Genomic DNA, 19650 nt, shown 5'->3' with positions numbered 1-19650 from the left:
AGTTAACTTCGAACTTGTTTTATATGTTACGTGTTATTGCGGGTAAATATCGTGGAAGAAAAATAACTACAGGCAAGAATTTAGCTGCACGGCCCACTATGAGTAGTGTCCGAGAAGCAATATTTAGTATACTTTCTTCAAGAAAACCTATTTATAACCTAAATGTACTTGATTTATTCTGCGGAAGTGGCTCTTTTTCATTTGAAGCACTTTCTCGAGGTGCTAAACATGCATTCATGGTAGATTCAGATTATTACAATTTGCAACTGCCTAAAAAAACAGCAGAAGATTTTGGAATTACGAACGATATCACGTTAATTTGTTGCAATGCTAACGGATTACCAAGACCTATTTCAAAGTGCGATATAGTTTTTATGGACCCACCTTATAATATCAATCTGGTTAACTCAACTTTAGACGAGTTAGCTCACTCAGGCTGGTTAAATGATAATGCGTTAATAATTCTAGAAATGAGGAAAAATGAAGGTTTTGAGTGCAATAAAAACTTCAATATAATTGTGGAGCGTACCTACGGTATTGCAAAAATAATTTTTCTTTCTTCACTCACTTGAATTTCTTTTGTAAACATCTATAGCTAAGCTAAGTAAGATTTTTCCGAGGACTGAAAGAAAAAATCAATTCGTTTTGGTGGGAATACGGTGTGTAACAGCAAATCAATACGAGTTGATATACTAGAAGAAGCAGTATGGAAAGAAATGAAGATGGTACTCAAAGAACCAGAGGCAATGACTAAGGAATATCAGCTCAGACTCGTAAAACATGAAAGTACGCAAGCAAAGGATTAACTTGAAAAGCGTGCAAGTAAAATAGAACAAGGTATAGAAAAATTAGCTTATGTATATGCAAGGGGTCATATAACGAAGGAAAAGTATGACTTAGAAGTTGAGAGCATGGAAAAGGAGTTAAAGGAATCAGAGATCAAAGGGAAGAAGCTATCGATGAAAAGAGTCTACAGAGAGAATTAGATTTTATCACAAACAGTGTAGAAAGTTTTTCCTCTGAGAGAGCTTAATCAAGCAGACTATGAAACTAAACTTGATATAATAAGAAAGTTAGTTCAACGCATTGAAATTGACGATGATAACGTACATATAGTGTTTCGATTGAAAGAACTTACTCTCGAAAGGCAAAAAAAAGTGTTCAACATTGTATCGGGATGCCAGTGTCAGCTACTTGCATGACATCCTCTTGCTTCTATAGGTGTCTTTATCTCGTCTACTTTATTTTGCCACACAGATACAATGGTTTCACATGCACTTGGTAGGCTATCTATTTTGACAAAGAAGGACTACCAACACCTTCAGCGTTTGCATCACTAAACTTACTTGCTACTTTATCAATAGTCCAAACGAGTGGCGTAACAACGAGCGCAGCAGCCCAAATAACAGCACTAACAACATAACTCAAAACTGTGTTAACAAATTGAGCTAATGCACTACTATGGACACGTGCCTTACCTGACAACATGGATGAATAATCTATCAACGATTTTGTACTGTACTTAAGATCACAACCATCTGTTACTTTCGCTAACCCTTTTGCCGGCCAATATGATAGATACGCCAATGCTAGATATAAAGGTTGTAGGGCTATATTAGCTAATGTATAAGTAGTAAGATAAGTCAGAGAATGACACCTCAAACTACCAAAAGCTACATTTTTCACTGGCTCAATAACACTATTAATATAATAAACGGACTTATAGAAACTATTTTGTGGAACTTCGTTACCTTCAACGCTTTTTCTAGGAATATCTCCGAACTTAGCATATCTACTAAAATTCTTGAATAAACTTGACATATTACCCCTCTAAAAATAAAAAATAATTACCTTGTCAGTATAGTTCATTTTAGAATAACTGCAATAAACATCTTACAAATTATGTGTTGCGCAAAAGCACATATTAACATACCATCGAAAATAAAGAGGTCAGCATGAGTTTTACTTTACCTGAGTTGCCATATGATAAAGCAGCTTTAGAACCTTACATATCTGCAAATACATTGAATTTTCATTATGATAAGCACCATAAGGGATATTTAAATAAACTCAACGAACTGGTTGAAAACACAGATTATCAACATATGGAAATTGAGGAATTAGTAACGAAAGTTCATGGAAATAATAATACAGTTCCTATTTTTAACAATGTAGCACAAGTTTGGAATCACACTTTTTATTGGAATTCAATGAAAAAAAATGGTGGTGGTAAACCTAAAGATGATGGTCTTCTAGCAAAAAAAATTCAAGATGATATTGGTGGCTTTGACAAATTTTGTGAAGAATTTTCAAATTATGGAGTAAGCCAATTTGGTAGTGGATGGGTGTGGTTAGTGCTTGAAAAAGGAAAACTCAAAATCACTAAAACTCCAAATGCGGATCTACCGCTAATTTATGGCCAGGTGCCACTACTTACTATGGATGTATGGGAGCATGCATACTATTTGGATTGCCAAAATCGCAGAATTGACTACATAAAAGTTTTTCTTGATCATTTGATCAATTGGGATTTTGTAGAAGAGAATTTAAAGAAGAATATATAAGATGAATATACCACAAGTAACAAAACTAGATAATGGTCTGCGCATAATAACTGAGAGAGTGCATGAAGTTGATTCCGTAGCTTTAAATATACGAGTTGGTGTTGGCAGTAGAGCTGAAAGTGCAAGTCAAAATGGAATATCTCATTTCCTAGAGCACATGGCTTTCAAAGGAACAAAGACAAGAACTGCTTTTGAAATTGCAAAAGCTTTTGACGATATAGGTGGAGCCTTCAATGCCTGCACCGGTAGAGAAAGCACCAGTTATTATGCAAAGGTTCTTAAAAAAGATATAAAAACTGGCATTGATATATTAATAGATATATTAATGAATTCTACATTTCCAGAGGATGAATTGGAACGCGAAAAGGGTGTTGTAATACAAGAGATTTTTCAAACCAATGATTCACCAAGTGATATCATTTTTGATAAGTATTTTGAAGCAGCTTATAAAGATCAACCATTTGGTAGATCAATCCTGGGCACGCAAGATACTGTCAAATCTTTTACTCGAGAAGATCTGAATAACTACATAAAGGAGCATTACTTTGGCGGAAATATGATATTTGCTGCTGCAGGAAATGTTGAGCATGAGGAAGTTGTTCAATTAATCAAAGACTTTCTCTTAAAGATTCATTCAAAAGAGCTGAAAAAAAGCCAGAATGCAGGTTATACCAGTGGTGAGTATCGAGAGCATCGTAAATTAGATCAGGTGCACTTGTTAATTGGGCTACCTAGTGTTTCTCGTGATGATAATAAATATCACACATTTAAAGTGCTTGATTCTATACTGGGAAGTGGCATGTCATCACGCCTGTTTCAGGAAGTAAGAGAAAAGCAGGGTCTTGCTTACTCCATTTACTCATTCAACTCTAGCTATGCTGATACGGGAATGCTTTCGATTTTTGCTGGTACAGATAGTAGTAATCTAGATAAGCTTTTAAAATCCATAACGACAGAGCTAAAGAAATTGTCTACAGATGATTTAAAGGAAGAAGAAGTAAATAGAGTAAAAGAACGAGTAAAATCTCAAATTTTAATGTCACGCGAAAGTGTTAGCTCACGTGCTGAAACATTAGGACACTACTACGGTAACTATAATAAATACATCAGTAAAAATGAATTAATAGAAAAAATTAGTGCTGTTACTATTTACGATATAAAAAAAGCAGCAGAAGAATTGCTATCTCAGCATGAGAGAATTACTTTAGCTGCGATTGGAGAAATTAAGTCACTGCCAAGTTACGATAAAGTTGTTTCTATGCTTAGTGTACTTTAATTATGTTGCTTATGCTCACTAAAAAGTTCAATGAATGGTTGCAAAATCCTTTCTATAAAAAGTTTCCTTTCTGGTTCATCGCGTATACCACTAATTATTTTATTGAAAGCTTTTTCGCTGTTTTGTAAAAATAAATAGCTTTCTACTGATTGCACAATAGACAAGGCAGTTAAAACTCCTCCTATCACTAAACAAGAAGCTATAGCAGGTACAGTACCCACTGCAATTCCAGTTGCGATTAATGATAAACCAGCTAAGAGTGTAAAGGCTGAAACGCAAAACGCTATTTGATGTTTTTCTTTATTTTTAACCATAAATGCCTCACAAAATTATATTTTTAGTATACCCGTATATATACGGTACTGTCAAGTTTTTAAAGAAGATTAAAAAATGCAACGCACATGTACAAAATATGAACTAGGTATATAGTTCACAATGCAGCGGTATTTCACTAATCCAATTATTTTTTTCCTGATCTAGCCTATCATTCAATATTGCTTGTCTTATTGATTCCATCAACTTATTCATGAAGAAAACATTGTGAATGGTAACGAGTGTATAAGCCAGCAACTCTTTAGCTTTCAGTAGATGGTGTATATAGGCTCTTGAATGTTTTCTGCAAGTAAAGCACAAACAGTCATTTTCAATTGGGTTATCATCTAGTTCGAATCGTTGATTTCGCAAATTAATATGCTCTTTACGCTTTGAAGAAATAGAATCTCTGTTTTTTACTTTAACAAGCGCGCCACCATGTCTTGCGAGGCGAGTTGGATGCACGCAATCAAATGTATCAACTCCAAGCTCTACTCCACGAAAAATGTCTACAATTCCACCAATACCAAGCAAATGAGTAGGCCTATCTTTTTTTAAATGTTCCATAGTAAAGGAAACTACATCATACATCTGCTCTTTACTTTGACCAAGTGATCCACCTATTGCTTGACCAAAAAATGGCAAATCGTTGATAAAATCACAACTTTCTCTACGCAAATCTTGATACACTCCGCCTTGACTAATTCCATAAAGCGCCTGTTTGCCATCATTATTTTTTTCAAACTTATTTAAAGAACGTTCAGCCCATCTATGGCTCATGAGCATTGATTTTCTTGTGTATTCTTTACTGACATGGAATGGAGTACATTCATCTAAAACTAGGATTAAATCTGCACCTAATTTTTGTTGAATTTGTATCGACTTTTCAGGAGTTAGACAATAAGTTTTACCATTTATGTAAGAACGAAAAATTGCCCCATCCTCGTTAATTTTGATCAGAGTTTTTTGCTTCTGTCTTATTCCCTTTATTTCTTCCGAAACTGACCCGTGCCCTAAACTAAATATCTGGTATCCACCAGAATCAGTGAGCATTGGCCCACTCCATCCCATCATCTTGTGCAAGCCACCAAGCTTTGCCACAGTATCCTCTCCCGGTTGGAGCATTAGGTGATAGGTGTTGGAAAGTATTATCTGAGTACCTGCTTCTCTGATTCTCTCGATATCTGCAGCTTTAATAGCAGCTTTGGTTGCACAAAATATAAATGCTGGTGTTTCTATACTTCCATTTGGAGTTTTGATCGTTCCAACTCTTGCAGAACCTGATTGCTTAGTTATCCTAAACGAGAACTTTTCCATCTATTTACTTGAAAGTTCTGCTATGATATTTTCCACTTTTTCAGGAGTGAGGTTTTCATAAAAGTCATTATTGATCTGCACCACAGGGGCATTAACGCATGCACCAAGACATTCAACTTCCTTTAAAGTAAATAGATTATCTTTAGTAGTTTCACCGATATTGATTCCTAGTTTCTTTTTAAAGGTATTTAACACTTCTTCGCTATTGCACAACCAGCAAGGAGTTGTTCTACAAATTTGTATGAGATATTTACCTACTGGTTTTAAATTATACATGGTATAAAAATTTGCCACTTCATACACGCGAATATGTGGAATATGAAGCATGTCAGCAACGTAGCGCATGGCAGATTCAGGAACCCATCCGCATTGTTCTTGAACCAGGTATAGTAAAGGCATGACGGCACTACCTTCTCTACCTTTAGGATACATCTCTATAGACTTTTTCGCTTTTCTGAGGTTGTCTGATGTAAAACTAAACTGCTCTTCTTTCTCTTTCATCTAATAAAGTTCGTGTAAATCTCAACAAATTATACTTGAAGAGTTAACAATTGCAATTGTTGGTTTTTTGAGCTCTACAATATTATATCTGTAGAGTGGGTGCATTCAATTTGTGAATTCTTTACTGCTACTCATTTTCCATATTTCGCTTTGCAGATTATAAAGGTATTAATTTCTTAATTTTAGTTAAAATTTTATTGACGTTACATATAGAAATAATCATAATAGCGTTTTATTAAAATTTTAAATATAATTATGTCTATATTAAGTAGATTATTTAGAGTTAATACAACTACACTGAAAGTTAAAGAAGCGATAGGTTTTAACCCAGTAAACGTAGGGTTGATTGAAGGAAATGGAGTTACTTATGGACTCAGCTATCAAGATAACGGCAATGGAAGCAGTAGAGTAAAGTTACTTATTAGTCCATTATATCAATCGAAAACATACGAGTGTGATACATGTGTCAACGTAGCAAATGAATTCAAGGGCCAATTATCTCCCACACTAATAGAAAATTCAGCTGAAGTAGATAAAGTTGGAGTTATTTTTCCTACAGAAGAAACTAACAAAGAAAGAAAGTGCATCAAAGGCTTAACATTCAACACTTACGAAATCAAGCATTCAACTAATGCTCCCTTAGTTGAATACGTAGGAAAAGTAAAATTATACAAGAACATTGATATAAATAATCTTGCAAATGAAGACAATAGTTACTTTCAACCAAAAGCAGTAAAAGTTGATCATGGTAATATTGTTGTAATTGCTCATAACTTAAAGGATCAAGCTTTAGTTTCTTGGTATTTACAATCAGACACGAATGGAAAATTTAAGATTCTGCGTGAAAAAAACGGTCTTACAGAAAGAAAATTATTCAAATTTGACAATCCAGGGCAATTAGTACTAGATGAAAATACGATGCTTTATGCACAGATGAGCAAAGAGATTATTGGGAAGCCAGAAGTAAGAACAAATATCTTTAAATTCGACTTGATTGACGTGGCTCAGAAGCTGAAAGATAGAAAAGAAGATGAATGTTTGCTTAAGAAAAATTGTCAAATAGATAAAGCATCATTTATTATCTCTAATCCAGGTGAAATAAATTTTCTACAGTACGTAAAACGAACTGAAGGCGATGATCAGGTTGCTTTTCTTGCGAAAAAACAATCTTCTAATACGCAAGAATTGCATTTAGCAAGGCTTGCTAAGAAAGGACCAAAATCAAATTTTACTGTTTGTGAATGTGAAGATCCTATAGAACAATTGTATGTTAAAGACAATGGCCAAGGAGGTTTTATCGTCACTGCGGTAAGTGGAGAGAGTATTATAACTTTTAATAGAGAGAGCTCTGGAAAATCTTCTGAAGCAACGATAATACCGACAAGCAGTATCAAAGCTCTCAGTGATTTTGTTAATATCATTAACGGCCAATTGATGCCTAGTATTATTTCCAGCAGTACTGTGGCTCCTATAACTGTTACAGAGACGGTTGTGACTTCTAAGAAAACGACGACTGCTGCAATTACTAGCACAACAGAAACCGACACTGTAAAGACTACCAAATTAACAACAGAAGCATCAACTATCATTGTACCAACTTCCACAATGAGTAAATCTTCAACAGAGTCAACAACTCAGGCAAGTACAGTAACAGTGGAGTCAACAACAGTAGCATCAACTACCACTGCACCTACTTCTACAACGAGTAGGCCTTCAACAGAGTCAACAATTCAAACAAGTACAGTAACAGTGGGGCCAACAACAGTAGCAAAAACAACTACTACTCCACAAGCGACCACAGTTGCTACAACGTCAACTAGTGTGCCTTCGGAAACTGAGACAAGTACTGTAAAATCTACAGCAGCGACTGTTGAGTCAACTTTTACAGCAAGCAGTACTACGATGAGTAAGCCTTTAACAGAATTAACAACTAAGATGAGTTCTCTAATTGCATAAAAGTCAACAATAATTTTTTGTATCATGAAAAATATTTTTTGATGTAAAATTCAGCTCTAATACAACCTTTTATTTATTATTGTATTATCTTATTCAATCAAAAGAGGTTTTATTGGCAATAAAAACATCAACACTAATTTCCAATTAATCTCTTTTAAACTATGTAGCCAATGAATATGTGGATAAATACGTCCACACAAACTTAAAGTATTTATCCACATATTCATTAAGCTTATAAAAACTAAGGTATCATTCTTTTCCTCTATAGTCTTAATGATTTTACATAAGTTAAAAGTAGCATGCTTCCATTGTTCTCTCCGCGGTCTAATATGGCTAATTCATATTGTAGCCAAGCCGCACTATACTTGTTAGGCGGAAGTGGACGGCAACATGTACGCCACGAAGTCTATGCTTCAACTTATCCTCTTGCTTATCCCTTCCATCGGCATTGCTATCTTTACTTTCAGTAAAATTATTGTTTTATACTTCTTTAGTGTTTATTGATAGCAAAACTCTTTTCTATCGATTAGCATCTTATGCATAATCACGGCTAATTTTCTTGCTACTGCAACAATTGCTTTTTTCATGCCCTTTTTCTTTTTAAGCTTCAATCCCCAGCTTCTTAATTTAAATGTCCTTTTACATTTTACCAGTAAGACCTGCGCGGCTTCATATAACATATTCCTACAGTCCACTGGTCCCATTTTTGATATACTTCCGTGTCGATCAATCTCACCAGAAGCGTACTGTCTTGGACTTAATCCCATATAGGCTCCAACTGTATAAGATGTTTCAAACCTATGCAGATCATCTATTGCAGCTTTATATGTCATTGCTACTATAATACCAACTCCTGGAACAGTAGTTAATAATTTACAATCCTCATCTTTTTTGCTTTGTTCTGAGAGCATTTTATCAAGTTTTCTTATTGATTCTTCTATTATTTCTAAACTATGTACTAATGATTCAATTGAGGTTTGGCTAATTTCATCTAGATTATTAACCATTTCTTGCACTTTTAAAGCAAAGTTTGCAGAACTAAGACGTTGATTAACTTTTATCCCGTATATTTTCAGTAATCCCCTTATTGTTCCCGCAATTTGCTCTCTGCAACGTATTAATTGTCTTCTGCTTCCAAGTATTATTTTAACCTGACAAGCTTCGTCTGATTTTACTAATACCTCCTTAAATAGCCCAACTCTCATCATTTGTGCTATGCCTCTTGCATCATTTTTATCATTCTTATTGATTCTCGCAGATAATGCTGCTGCCATATGCCTTGCATCTACACAAGTTACTGGTAATCCAAGATTCCTCAACTCTTTGCACATCGATATTGATAATTGCCCGCTTTCTATTCCTATGGACTCGTATTTTTTGTTTTGACCAAGCAGAAACTCAGCTATTGCACTGCTTTCACTTGCAACAACCCCTTCTTTAACAATTTTTCCTTTCTCATCAATGATACTAATAAAAGTTTCTTTGAGTGAGACATCTAACCCGCTATAATGTTTCATGAGACTACTCCTACTGTAAAAGTTTAAATTATTCTTGAAGAACTAATTCATTGAATTTGTTACTTCGTGCTAAAATAATGGAGTATGTCTCTCCATCATTCAATAGCAATTACAGTATGTATGCTGTTTCGATGAAATTGTGTAATAGAAACTGGATTCCAGTGCTTGACACAGGTTTGTGTTTATAAATTATATGCTAAAAGAATTTGAAATTGAACCTTTATTAAAAGATAAAGCTCCGCATCAAACTAAGGCTATTGTTGCAATGTCCGGGGGAGTTGATAGCTCCGTTGCTGCAGCACTGCTGTATAACCTTGGGTACGAAGTGATAGGTGTGACTCTTCAGCTCTATGGCAGTGATGGTAATGCGAGAAAGGGTGCATGCTGCGCTGGACAGGATATTTATGATGCCAAATACGTGGCTGAAAGTGTTGGCTTTCCCCACTATATTTTAAACTACGAGGAAATATTCAAAAAGGAAGTAATAGAGGATTTTGCAAATACCTATATGCGTGGAGAAACTCCCATACCGTGCGTAAGGTGTAACCAAACAGTAAAATTTCGCGATCTATTGCAAGTTACAAAAAATCTTGGTGCGGATGTGCTCGTAACAGGACATTACGTAAGAAGATTAGAAGAAAATGGTGAGGTAAAGTTGTGCAGAAGTATTGATAAAAGTAAAGATCAAAGTTATTTTTTGTTTGCAACTACTGAGGAGCAGTTAAAGCTTTTGCGATTTCCATTAGGTGGGTTCTATAAAAGTGATATAAGAAAATTAGCAAAGTATTTTGGCTTACAAATTTCTGAAAAGCCGGATAGTCAAGATATATGCTTTGTTTCCGAAAGCTATAGTAAAACAATAGCTAAATTAGCTCCACAATCTGTGCAGAAAGGTAAAATAGTAGATATTCATGGAAAAGTGCTAGGTGAGCACAGCGGCATAGTAAATTTTACAGTGGGACAGAGAAGAGGCCTCTGCATCGCACACAATGAGCCTCTTTACGTGATAAAAATTAATACAGAAAATAATGAAGTTGTAGTAGGCCCGATCAATGCTCTAATGCAAAAAAAGATATTGGTCAAAGAGTTAAATTGGTTAGAACAACCAAAAGAAGGCATGGAAGTAACTGTGAAGCTTAGGTCATCACATGCAGGAAGCTCAGCGACAATATATTCAACTGACGAAAAGAACAAAGCCTGTGTAATTTTAAACGACGATTACTTTGGCATCAGTCCAGGTCAAGCCTGTGTAGCATATAAGGGCGAACAAGTTATAGGTGGAGGTTGGATATGCTCCTAACTTGGTGGTTTAATTTTTTAATGCAGAATGTAAACATACAATAAAATTTATTGCTGTTTTATCCTATATTCTTTATACTATAAAGATAATTATTATATTGTGGACTAGAGGGATGGTTAAAGAAGTTGAAGAGTTAATAAAAATTGTTGGTAAGGGCAATTTACTAGAAGCCGCATTTATTCGTTTGGGCAGTTTTCAACATGCTGACTTACATCATTGCATGGATTGCAGAAATCATATAGGTCTATTCGAATTCATTAATAAAAAAGAACAAGAGCCATTAGATAAATATTTTAACTTAAAATTTAGTCTACAAGGATTGTTTTTAATTTATGTTCAAGCTTATAGAGTTCTTGCAGAAAATGCTCAGTTCAATACTCAAGAAGTAATTGATAAAATATATGCTGCAGTTGAAAGTAAAAAAATACCTACTCTTTGTGACACTTCGAAGAAACTGCTAAGGGAAATTGTAGATCAAGTAGAATTGACAGAAGATCAAAAAAAACTAAAGCTTTTTAATATTCTAGCAAATCCGAAAGGTGAAGCTCTATTTAACAATAATGATGACTTTGAGAAACAAGTACTCAATAATATTAAAAAGTTACTCAAAATAAGCTATGCAAATGAATTTGATAAAGAGTTTAGCTTATGTAAAGAGGTAATAAATCATTATTACTCGATTCACAGTATAAAAATAGATAAAGACATAGCATTACTATTTTCTAGTTATGGTATATTTTCTACATGTACTGGAAATGGAGATATTTTATCACTCAATCAATATATTAATGAGAAAGCTAGAGTAATCAACACACCACTGTATTACAGTTACATCTTACAGTTAATAAAGGTATTAAGAAAAATTGAGTTACCGTATAGAAATGGATTCACCAAGTATACACTTAATTATAGAGGTATAAGTGAATTGAACGGGACATTTACAGCTGCAAGAGAGCAAGACAGTCAAGATTCTCTATATCCTAAAAATATCAAACGTACTCTAGAGCAACTACTAAAAAACCAAAATAGTGATGCATTTGAACAATTAGTAACAAACCCTGAGAATACGTATTACTCAGTGCCACAAAGTGAATGCAGACTAAACTCTAGTATCAGTAACAAAAAAAACAAAAATCATAAAAACACATTTTGTAAATTAGCTTTAGGTATGTTTATATTGTCTATTGGATTATATACTGCTGATTATTTCTTTATGGAGCAAAAGTTATTCAACTCAATAACAAATATTTTGCCACAAAATAATCTCATCAATTTCATAGTTGCTGCAGTACTTACTATCGTAATAGTATATGCTTTATTTCAACTACTAAAATCACCTCAAGAACCGCCACATTCAACGATCAATGATACAACTATTAACAGTTTTGCAAATGGTCCTATTCAATCATGAATCTCTACTTATGAATGATAAATGTAGCACTTTTAAAGTGTATGCTATATAATATCTTCTCTTGAATAACGAGGTAATCCATGGATTTAAGCAAAGTAACAACAAAACCAGATGAAATAAATGTAGTAATTGAAATAAGTGCAAATGCTGAGCCTGTAAAGTATGAATTTAATAAAGAGCTTGGGTTGTTACAAGTTGACAGATTTTTGTCTACCTCAATGACTTATCCTTGCAATTATGGGTTTATACCAAATACCTGCGCAGGTGATGGTGACCCTGCGGATGTTTTGGTGCTAACTCAATTTCCTTTAGCGCCTGGAGTTTTGATATCGGTGCGTCCAGTAGGTGCATTACTTACCAAAGACGAGAAAGGAGAGGATGAAAAAATATTAGCTGTACCTATCTCCAGTGTTGATAGCTATTATGACAATATAAAAAACTATTCTGATTTATCTAAAAACTTACTAGATAAAATAGCTCATTTCTTTTCTCATTATAAAGATTTAGAAAAGGGAAAAACGGTGACAGTTGGAGAATGGGCTAATGTGGAAAAAGCAAAAGAAATCATTGAAAAAAGTAGAAATTAGTTTGCGTTGATTTAGCCTTAAATTACAGTTATTCGGAAAAATGTTGTTGTTTTTAATGGGTAAATATTGGTATCCGTTCAGGATAGCGGTAAGGTAGTATAACCATAGAGTAAAAGTGAGTTTACAACAAATGGTGTCATCCCAGTGCTTGACACTGGGATCCAGTCCTTTCGCACAAAAAACGTTGTAAAGTAACTTGGTTGGATCCCAGTGTCAGCTACTCTGATGACAAGACAGGTTTCAATATTTGCATGCATCTGGACAGATACAAATATTGCAATTAAAAGCATTAGACAGGCAGTAAAGGTCTTGATATTATAGTAATAATTTGGAAGGGTGGCCGAGCGGCTGAAGGCGGCGGTTTGCTAAACCGTTATACGATTGAAAAGTCGTATCGAGGGTTCGAATCCCTCTCCTTCCGTATATTATTGTTTAGGTATTCATTACAGTAATTTCACCCTCTTTTTTAATTATTAAAAAGTTAGCTAGCGTTTATTCAGTATTTATTATAGAATTAGTTATTAGCTAAATAATTTTATATGCATAAAATACTAATTTTGATATTAATAATGCTGCCGCTTAGGTTACTTGCAACTGAGATTGAAATTGTTGCAGATGTAAATGGTGAGCCAATTTCAAATTTAGATATCGAAAGACGTATAAACTTCATAAATTCATTGCTTGGCACTCAGAAGATTAATCAAAAAGAGGTAAAATCTCAAATTCTAAGACAGTTAATAGACGAAATTATCATTGTCAGCGAAGCACAGAAGATGAATATAGAATTGAGTAACGAGGAGTTAAATAATGCTGTCACGTTATTCTTAACTCAAAGTTTAAAACTTAAGGCTGATGAAGTTGATCAATACGTAAAAAAGCATAATATAGATCTCAATACCCTAAAAAAACAAATAAAGTGTCAGCTGCTGTGGAACAAGATTATTGAAGTAGGAGTTGTACCGCTTATTAATATCAGCGATCAAGAAGTGGATGATGCAAGAAAGCAAAAAGAGAAGTCTGATTACCTTATTACGTTTCAGGAGTTCATAATTCCCGATCAGAAGATAGCTGAAGACTTAGTAAAAAAATTACGTACCAGTAATAATCCAGAATCTTCAATAAAGATGCGCAAAGCAACAGTTAATTTAAGTCAGCTAAAAGGTACTCTCAAGGACGTTTTGGAAAGATTAGAAATCAGTGATGTAGCAGGTCCGGTTAGTTTAAGCGAAGGTTACTCTGTTATAAAAGTCATAGATAAGGTACAGCTCGATCATACACTGCTGAAAAGTACTTTAAAACTGAAACAGGTTGTAGTTGAAGGTTCAGAAAGTTTACTCTCTAGTTTTAAGGAGCAAAAGGTCAGTTGTTTAAATTTTGACAAGTTAGCAGATGATTTCAAGTTGCCAAGCGTAAAAGAGTTTGAAATAAAAATGCGAAATTTAAATCCTGATTTACAGATTTTATTTAGTAAAACAAATATGAATGAAATAGTAGAATTAAGAGAAAATAGCACTGCAAAGTTGATGATGTTATGTGATATCAAAAATAATGCAATGGATATAGAAGCAATCAAACAGGAAATGTATCAACAAAAGATTATGATACAAAGCAACCTGTTATTGGATAATATGCGTAAAAATGCAGCTGTTAGTTATCAGTTTAATTGAAGTTAGAGAGGTTTTCTACTCCATAAAAAGTTTATGAAGAATATAATGCTCATTGGCGGTGGAGTTGGAAATGCAGTGTTATTTTCGATAGGGAAGGCATGTCTTGAAAACAATCATAAGGTTTTATATTTCGCTGGCTATAAAAAATTAAGTGATGTATTTAAACGAGCACTGATAGAACGTGCATCAAGTGCAGTAATTTGGGCATGTGAAGAAGGATTGATAGAAACAAGCAGAGAACAGGATAAATCCTTTCATGGTAATATAGTTGATGCAATAATCTCATATCAGCAAGGAAAGTTAGGTAAAATTACTATTAGTTTAAACACTATAGATAAAATCATCACTATTGGTTCTGATAAAATGATGAAAGCTATAAATGAAGCTAGAAAAACAATTTTAAAGCCATATCTAAAACCAAAACACATAGCAATATCATCAGTTAACTCTCCTATGCAGTGCATGATGAAAGAAATCTGCGCTCAATGTATTCAGCAACACATAAATAAGGAAACAGGAGAAATAAGTTTTGTTTATAGTTGCAGTAATCAAGACCAGGATATGGAGCTTGTTGACTTTGATTTTTTAAGTGAGCGCTTGAAGCAAAATAGTTTACAAGAAAAGCTCACTGCAAAATGGATAGAACATGTTCAAAGACACTAAACAGCACAAAGAGGAACTAAGGAAGCAATATAGAACCATAAGAAAAGATGTTGATGAAAGTTATTCCAGTTATGCAGCAAGTTCCCTTATTAATCTCTTTAATCAGAACTTAAGCTACGTTAAAGGTAAAACAATAGCAGCGTACATTCCAACAGACGGAGAAATTAATGTTGTGCCTTTGATGCATCGTTTACTCGATTTAGATTATAAAGTAGCAGTCCCTAATAAAAACAAGTTATTAAAATTTGAGGAATGGAATAAAGCAGATGAAGATATAATCCCCGATACAATCATTACTCCTGTTATTGCTTTTGATGATCATTTTAATAGGTTAGGTTTTGGCGGTGGTTGGTATGATGAAATGATAAAAAAATTACGGCCACTTGGAAAAATATTTATAGGTGTAGCCTATGAGAAGCAATATTGTAAAAATTTACCTGTGGAAAAACACGATCAAAAATTGGATATTATAATTACTGAGATGTGTGTTAGACTTGAAAGCAGGTTGCTCAAGAAAACGGATAGAAAGGAGTAGCATAGTCTACCTCTTTCTGATAGTAATTGCTTATCTGTTTAGATGCATGCAAATATTGAAACCTGTCTTGTCATCAGAGTAGCTGACACTGGGATCCAACTAAGTTACTTTACAACGTTTTTTGCACAAAAGGACTGGATTCTAGTGTCACGCGCTAGAATGACATCAACTTTTAAATTCCAGTTATGCAAGAAATCTATTCATTTGAAACTTGTTTGAGAAACGTAGCTATAAAAACCGCAGGTACCAGTTGGTTTTTATTAGCTAAAGTAAAGGTCAAATATCTGGAATTCTGGACATAAAATCCCCCTGTAAAAAAGATTAGAAAAAAATGCAGTGCACATACGACAGATATACACTGAAGAATACATTTTTAATAAGTTTGATTAAAAAGTCTGCAGACTAAAGATAGATTTTGAGCTCTTAAAATATCTCTATTTGTAATTATAATGAGATTTAAAATATGCGGAAGTAATTTTTTGTGTCCGCTTAGCAGGGTGGCAAAATAAGATAGACAGATACATTAAAACGCTCTTCAAATGTATCAATTCACTCCTTTCCTTTCTTCACTAACTCGTTCAGAACTTGGATTCTTCACTTCAGAATTTGGCTCCATTTGTTTAACTTTATCACCAACTATTTTTTCCACTTTCTCTATTTTATTATTACCACTGTCCATAATTGCAGGTAGAAAATCTTCCATCAAATTTAGCAATTTCTGTATATCTTCCTCATGAGTACTGAGGCCTTTTTCCAGAAGTCTGATCATATCAGCTTCTGAAAAATTTTGAATAGTTCCATTCTTTACTAACTCTTGTATAGCAGATCGTTGCTCTTCATTTTTAAGCATTTTTATGATCCTTATTTTATTCTGGGCCTCTTTTGATTCTTCAGCGTTTGCAGGGTATACCATATCATAAATGAACTCTTTCTGTAATCTAGAGAAGTTAGTCTTTTCCCAAGTCAATTCATCGATCACATCTTTCACAAAACTTTTCACTGCTTTTCCGCATTCAATTGCACCCTCTTTTACTTTACCAATAATTTTATCTGCATTTTCTTTTATTTCATCTCTATGCTGATATATGGCATAACCAATAGCAGCTATAGCCGCTATTGCTAAAAGCCCTAACAACGCTATTCCACCACCCAACAATGCACCAGCCACTCCCCCTATTGCTAATGTACCTACTAATGCACCTGTCAATGTTGTAAATGCTGCTCCACTTATAACTCCTTGAACTAACAGTTGGTTGCCTAAAGCTTCAAGTTTTTCCTCCATTACTAGATTTTTACCAACTTGCTCAGCTAGTTTTTTGAATTTTTCTCTTCCTGATAATTTTTTTGACACAGCTGTAAAAAATTTTTCGCTTTTCTCATTTTCTAATAAACTGATTATGTCTGCCTTTTTAGTTGAATCTAAATTTTTCAGATCTTCATTTTGATCCAAAAACTTTCTTGCTTCTTCCTGTAAAGCTTTATCTCCTTGAATAATTTCAAATATACCTTGAGCAAGGTACTCGCTGTTACCAGTATCTACTGCACCACCTTGTACCATATTCAATTCCCATCAATTATAAATATGCCTAATTATATATACTAATTATTAATTATATTATAATTGACATAAAATAATTACTCCTTTCCAAATATGGAATTTGTATTACAATACCTAGATTATATGAAATCAAGGTATTTTATGGGTGAGAAAAAATTAAGAGCCGCTGTGGTTTTATCAGGATGCGGCCACCTCGATGGCACAGAGGTGAGAGAAGCAGTTTTAAGTTTGCTTGTGCTTGATCAGCAGGAAGTTGAAGTCACGTGCTTTGCTCCTGATGTTGATATCACACAAGTTATGAATCACAAAACAAAAGAAGCAGTAAAAGAAAAAAGGAATGTACTTGTAGAATCAGCAAGAATTGCAAGAGGTGAGATAAATGATTTAAGAGAAGCTAAAGCTGAAAATTTTGACATGCTAGTCGTACCTGGTGGATATGGAGTTGCGAAAAATTTATCTGACTTAGCTGAAAATAAAACAGTAATGCCTGAGTTTGAAAGATTAGTCTCAGAGTTCTTTGTTGCAAAAAAGCCAATAGGAACTATATGTATATCTCCAGCCATTATTGTTTTAATTTTAAGTAGCAAAATAGGTAAAGAAGAAAGTAAGATTAAGGTAACTATAGGAGACGACAAAGACCAGTTGATAGAGAAGCTCGGCGGCGAACATATAACATGCGATACAAAGCTATCAATAGAAGACGAAAAGCATAATATATTTTCCTGCTCTGCTTATATGCGTAGTGACGAAAGTACACACTCTGTATATCAAGGAATAAAACACATGATTGACAGTATGGTGAAAAAAATTAATAAAAAAACCAAACAACCATTTCTCTAAAGTGTAGTTTCTTATACAATTAATTATGTCTGTTGCATTATTGTTGTAGCCAAAGTAATCTGTAATTGCTTATTAATGATAAGCTATATTTAGTATGTAAGTTTAGTTCTTTTTTTTATAGATATAAATATGTCAGATCTTTTTTATATTGAAAGTGAGTGTTGTGTAGATGGTCAGTGTGATACTTATGCAGGAGAAGTGAGTATTAATGATGTCATGTTGGGCAAGTTTAGTCTAAATTCACACAGTGGGAAAAAAGCCATGGTAAATATAGACATCGTTACATTCGATATCCATATTGCTATGGATGGCCAAGATGGAAAGACAATAAAAAGAGACCTCAAGAGTCCTGAATTTACAATTAAAGATGACGGTTCCTGGTATATTAACAAGAGTCTTGGTAGTGATAAATTTGAAATTATAGTAAAGCAGTCATGATATGAAACATAGTGAGCGGAGCTTACTTTTTAGCAATGTTTACATACTTACTTAAAAAATGGAGATTATCTTAGCTGAACCACGCGGTTTCTGTGCAGGGGTTAAAAGAGCTGTAGACATATTAGCAATCACTTTAGAGAAATACAAAAATGAACGCCAAGTTTATGTACTACACGAAATCGTTCATAATAAATATATAGTAGAGGGCTTTAAGAAACAAGGAGTGGTTTTTGTAAGCAGCATAGAAGACATTAAAGACAATAGAGGAATATTGATCTTCAGTGCACATGGAGTGTCGAAAAGTATAGAGGATGAGGCAAAAAGAAAGGGTGTTCAAGTGATTGATGCAACATGTCCATTAGTTAGCAAAGTACATAAAGAGGCAAAAAGGTATGAGGATAGTGGTAAAGAATTAATTCTAATTGGACATGAAAATCATCCAGAAGTTAAAGGAATTATAGGAAGAGTAAGTAATCCTATATCTCTAGTGCAAACTATGCAAGACGTATACAATTTACAAATCAAAGATCCAGATAATTTATCTTATGTAACACAAACCACGTTAAGTATTGACGATACCAAAGAAATTATTGCTACACTGAAGCTCAGATTTCCAAGCATTACAGGCCCCGACTTAAAAGATATATGCTATGCAACACAAAATAGGCAGAACGCTGTTAAAAAATTGGCTAAAATTACAGACGTAGTGTTAATTGTAGGAAGCAAAAACAGTTCAAATTCAAACCGTTTATTAGACCTGTGCATTTCCACAGGAAAAAGAGCCTATTTGATTGATAATTATAAATGTATGAACAAAAATTGGTTGCAGGGCGCAGAAAAAATAGGAATTACTGCAGGTGCTTCTGCTCCTGATATATTAGTTGATGAGCTAGTAAATTACTTAAAAATAAATATGAATACAAAAGTTTCAGTCATGCCAGATGGATTCACTGAAAATGTTCAGTTCAAGTATACTAAATGGTAATGTGCAACAACGTGCGTCAAATCAAGTCTTTAGCTCAATTCAATTTTCAGTCTGTTGGAGAATAAAATATCAAGCTGAGATATAATTAATCCTCGTTTGTCAGGTTAAGTTGTGTCTAGCACAAATATAAAAAACCTTCATCATACAAAAGGGTTAATATTACTACTAATTTTATCAAAAACTTATAATATAAGTAATATTGTCATCTAATGTTTAATGAATT

20 protein-coding genes and 1 tRNA gene are annotated in these 19650 nt (G+C 33.9%); 15 read left to right on the top strand and 6 right to left on the bottom strand.

Annotated features, from left to right (window positions below; genetic code table 11):
* Nucleotides 1-23: 23 nt before the first annotated feature.
* Together rsmD and MJ631_RS06440 are read left to right on the top strand one after the other, a co-directional pair.
* Nucleotides 24-572: a 16S rRNA (guanine(966)-N(2))-methyltransferase RsmD gene (rsmD, locus tag MJ631_RS06445; RefSeq protein ID WP_007302024.1), complete on the top strand. Its 549-nt coding sequence runs from the start codon at nucleotides 24-26 to the stop codon at nucleotides 570-572.
* Between the two features lie 87 nt (nucleotides 573-659).
* Nucleotides 660-806: a hypothetical protein gene (locus MJ631_RS06440; protein WP_164819305.1), complete on the top strand. Its 147-nt coding sequence runs from the start codon at nucleotides 660-662 to the stop codon at nucleotides 804-806.
* 484 nt (nucleotides 807-1290) lie between these two features.
* On the opposite strand, the gene MJ631_RS06435 is transcribed toward MJ631_RS06440, so the two are convergent.
* Nucleotides 1291-1821 carry a hypothetical protein gene (locus MJ631_RS06435; protein WP_214303240.1) on the bottom strand — a complete coding sequence of 177 codons (531 nt, stop codon included), beginning with the start codon at nucleotides 1819-1821 and terminating at the stop codon, nucleotides 1291-1293.
* A 134-nt stretch (nucleotides 1822-1955) separates the two neighbouring features.
* On the opposite strand from MJ631_RS06435, the gene MJ631_RS06430 reads away from it, so the two are divergent.
* Both MJ631_RS06430 and MJ631_RS06425 read left to right on the top strand, forming a co-directional pair.
* Nucleotides 1956-2564: a superoxide dismutase gene (locus tag MJ631_RS06430; RefSeq protein ID WP_007302021.1), complete on the top strand. Its 609-nt coding sequence runs from the start codon at nucleotides 1956-1958 to the stop codon at nucleotides 2562-2564.
* Nucleotide 2565: 1 nt separating this feature from the next.
* Complete coding sequence (locus MJ631_RS06425; protein WP_214303241.1) at nucleotides 2566-3840, top strand: M16 family metallopeptidase; 1275 nt, start codon at nucleotides 2566-2568, stop codon at nucleotides 3838-3840.
* On the opposite strand, the gene MJ631_RS06420 is transcribed toward MJ631_RS06425, so the two are convergent.
* From MJ631_RS06420 to nuoE, 3 genes are all read right to left on the bottom strand, one after another.
* Nucleotides 3837-4154 carry a WD_0736 family protein gene (locus MJ631_RS06420; protein ID WP_019236662.1) on the bottom strand — a complete coding sequence of 106 codons (318 nt, stop codon included), beginning with the start codon at nucleotides 4152-4154 and terminating at the stop codon, nucleotides 3837-3839. The genes MJ631_RS06425 and MJ631_RS06420 overlap by 4 nt on opposite strands.
* A gap of 103 nt (nucleotides 4155-4257) precedes the next feature.
* The gene (gene tgt / locus MJ631_RS06415) at nucleotides 4258-5469 is read right to left on the bottom strand and encodes a tRNA guanosine(34) transglycosylase Tgt (protein WP_007302018.1); all 1212 of its coding nucleotides are present in this window, start codon (nucleotides 5467-5469) and stop codon (nucleotides 4258-4260) included.
* Complete coding sequence (nuoE, locus tag MJ631_RS06410) at nucleotides 5470-5970, bottom strand: NADH-quinone oxidoreductase subunit NuoE (protein WP_007302017.1); 501 nt, start codon at nucleotides 5968-5970, stop codon at nucleotides 5470-5472. It abuts the gene before it with no gap.
* A gap of 255 nt (nucleotides 5971-6225) precedes the next feature.
* On the opposite strand from nuoE, the gene MJ631_RS06405 reads away from it, so the two are divergent.
* Nucleotides 6226-7926: a hypothetical protein gene (locus MJ631_RS06405; RefSeq protein ID WP_262986282.1), complete on the top strand. Its 1701-nt coding sequence runs from the start codon at nucleotides 6226-6228 to the stop codon at nucleotides 7924-7926.
* Nucleotides 7927-8423: 497 nt separating this feature from the next.
* Here MJ631_RS06405 and MJ631_RS06400 read toward each other — a convergent pair whose 3' ends face one another.
* Complete coding sequence (locus MJ631_RS06400) at nucleotides 8424-9443, bottom strand: IS110 family RNA-guided transposase (RefSeq protein ID WP_214303242.1); 1020 nt, start codon at nucleotides 9441-9443, stop codon at nucleotides 8424-8426.
* A gap of 193 nt (nucleotides 9444-9636) precedes the next feature.
* Here MJ631_RS06400 and mnmA point away from each other — a divergent pair, with 193 nt between their 5' ends.
* From mnmA to MJ631_RS06365, 7 genes are all read left to right on the top strand, one after another.
* Nucleotides 9637-10743: a tRNA 2-thiouridine(34) synthase MnmA gene (mnmA, locus tag MJ631_RS06395; protein ID WP_007302211.1), complete on the top strand. Its 1107-nt coding sequence runs from the start codon at nucleotides 9637-9639 to the stop codon at nucleotides 10741-10743.
* A gap of 112 nt (nucleotides 10744-10855) precedes the next feature.
* Nucleotides 10856-12154, top strand: coding sequence for a WD1261 family protein (locus tag MJ631_RS06390; RefSeq protein ID WP_012481917.1), 1299 nt, complete (start codon nucleotides 10856-10858; stop codon nucleotides 12152-12154).
* Between the two features lie 80 nt (nucleotides 12155-12234).
* Nucleotides 12235-12741 carry an inorganic diphosphatase gene (ppa, locus tag MJ631_RS06385; RefSeq protein WP_019236780.1) on the top strand — a complete coding sequence of 169 codons (507 nt, stop codon included), beginning with the start codon at nucleotides 12235-12237 and terminating at the stop codon, nucleotides 12739-12741.
* A gap of 330 nt (nucleotides 12742-13071) precedes the next feature.
* Nucleotides 13072-13162: transfer RNA gene (locus tag MJ631_RS06380), tRNA-Ser, on the top strand.
* A 118-nt stretch (nucleotides 13163-13280) separates the two neighbouring features.
* On the top strand, nucleotides 13281-14408 hold the full coding sequence (locus MJ631_RS06375) for a SurA N-terminal domain-containing protein (protein ID WP_052264888.1): 1128 nt from the start codon (nucleotides 13281-13283) through the stop codon (nucleotides 14406-14408).
* A gap of 33 nt (nucleotides 14409-14441) precedes the next feature.
* Nucleotides 14442-15071, top strand: coding sequence for a ferredoxin reductase domain-containing protein (locus tag MJ631_RS06370; RefSeq protein WP_019236782.1), 630 nt, complete (start codon nucleotides 14442-14444; stop codon nucleotides 15069-15071).
* Nucleotides 15055-15606, top strand: coding sequence for a 5-formyltetrahydrofolate cyclo-ligase (locus tag MJ631_RS06365; RefSeq protein ID WP_019236783.1), 552 nt, complete (start codon nucleotides 15055-15057; stop codon nucleotides 15604-15606). The genes MJ631_RS06370 and MJ631_RS06365 overlap by 17 nt, the downstream gene beginning before the upstream one ends.
* A gap of 544 nt (nucleotides 15607-16150) precedes the next feature.
* Here the strand turns inward: MJ631_RS06365 and MJ631_RS06360 are convergent.
* Nucleotides 16151-17164, bottom strand: a complete 1014-nt coding sequence (locus MJ631_RS06360; RefSeq protein WP_214303180.1) for a hypothetical protein — start codon at nucleotides 17162-17164, stop codon at nucleotides 16151-16153.
* A gap of 141 nt (nucleotides 17165-17305) precedes the next feature.
* Here MJ631_RS06360 and elbB point away from each other — a divergent pair, with 141 nt between their 5' ends.
* The 3 genes from elbB to ispH all read left to right on the top strand — a co-directional run bounded on the left by elbB (nucleotide 17306) and on the right by ispH (nucleotide 19427).
* On the top strand, nucleotides 17306-18004 hold the full coding sequence (elbB, locus tag MJ631_RS06355) for an isoprenoid biosynthesis glyoxalase ElbB (RefSeq protein ID WP_214303179.1): 699 nt from the start codon (nucleotides 17306-17308) through the stop codon (nucleotides 18002-18004).
* 129 nt (nucleotides 18005-18133) lie between these two features.
* Nucleotides 18134-18442, top strand: a complete 309-nt coding sequence (locus MJ631_RS06350; protein ID WP_052264887.1) for a hypothetical protein — start codon at nucleotides 18134-18136, stop codon at nucleotides 18440-18442.
* Between the two features lie 58 nt (nucleotides 18443-18500).
* The gene (gene ispH, locus MJ631_RS06345; RefSeq protein WP_007302221.1) at nucleotides 18501-19427 is read left to right on the top strand and encodes a 4-hydroxy-3-methylbut-2-enyl diphosphate reductase; all 927 of its coding nucleotides are present in this window, start codon (nucleotides 18501-18503) and stop codon (nucleotides 19425-19427) included.
* The last annotated feature ends 223 nt before the right edge of the window (nucleotides 19428-19650 follow it).

The sequence above is a fragment of the Wolbachia endosymbiont of Oryzaephilus surinamensis genome, from assembly GCF_025617515.1.
In the GTDB taxonomy this organism is placed as follows: Bacteria; Pseudomonadota; Alphaproteobacteria; order Rickettsiales; family Anaplasmataceae; genus Wolbachia.
The sequence above is the reverse complement of the archived record's forward strand: the minus strand, read 5'-3'. Positions and strand labels throughout refer to the sequence as shown.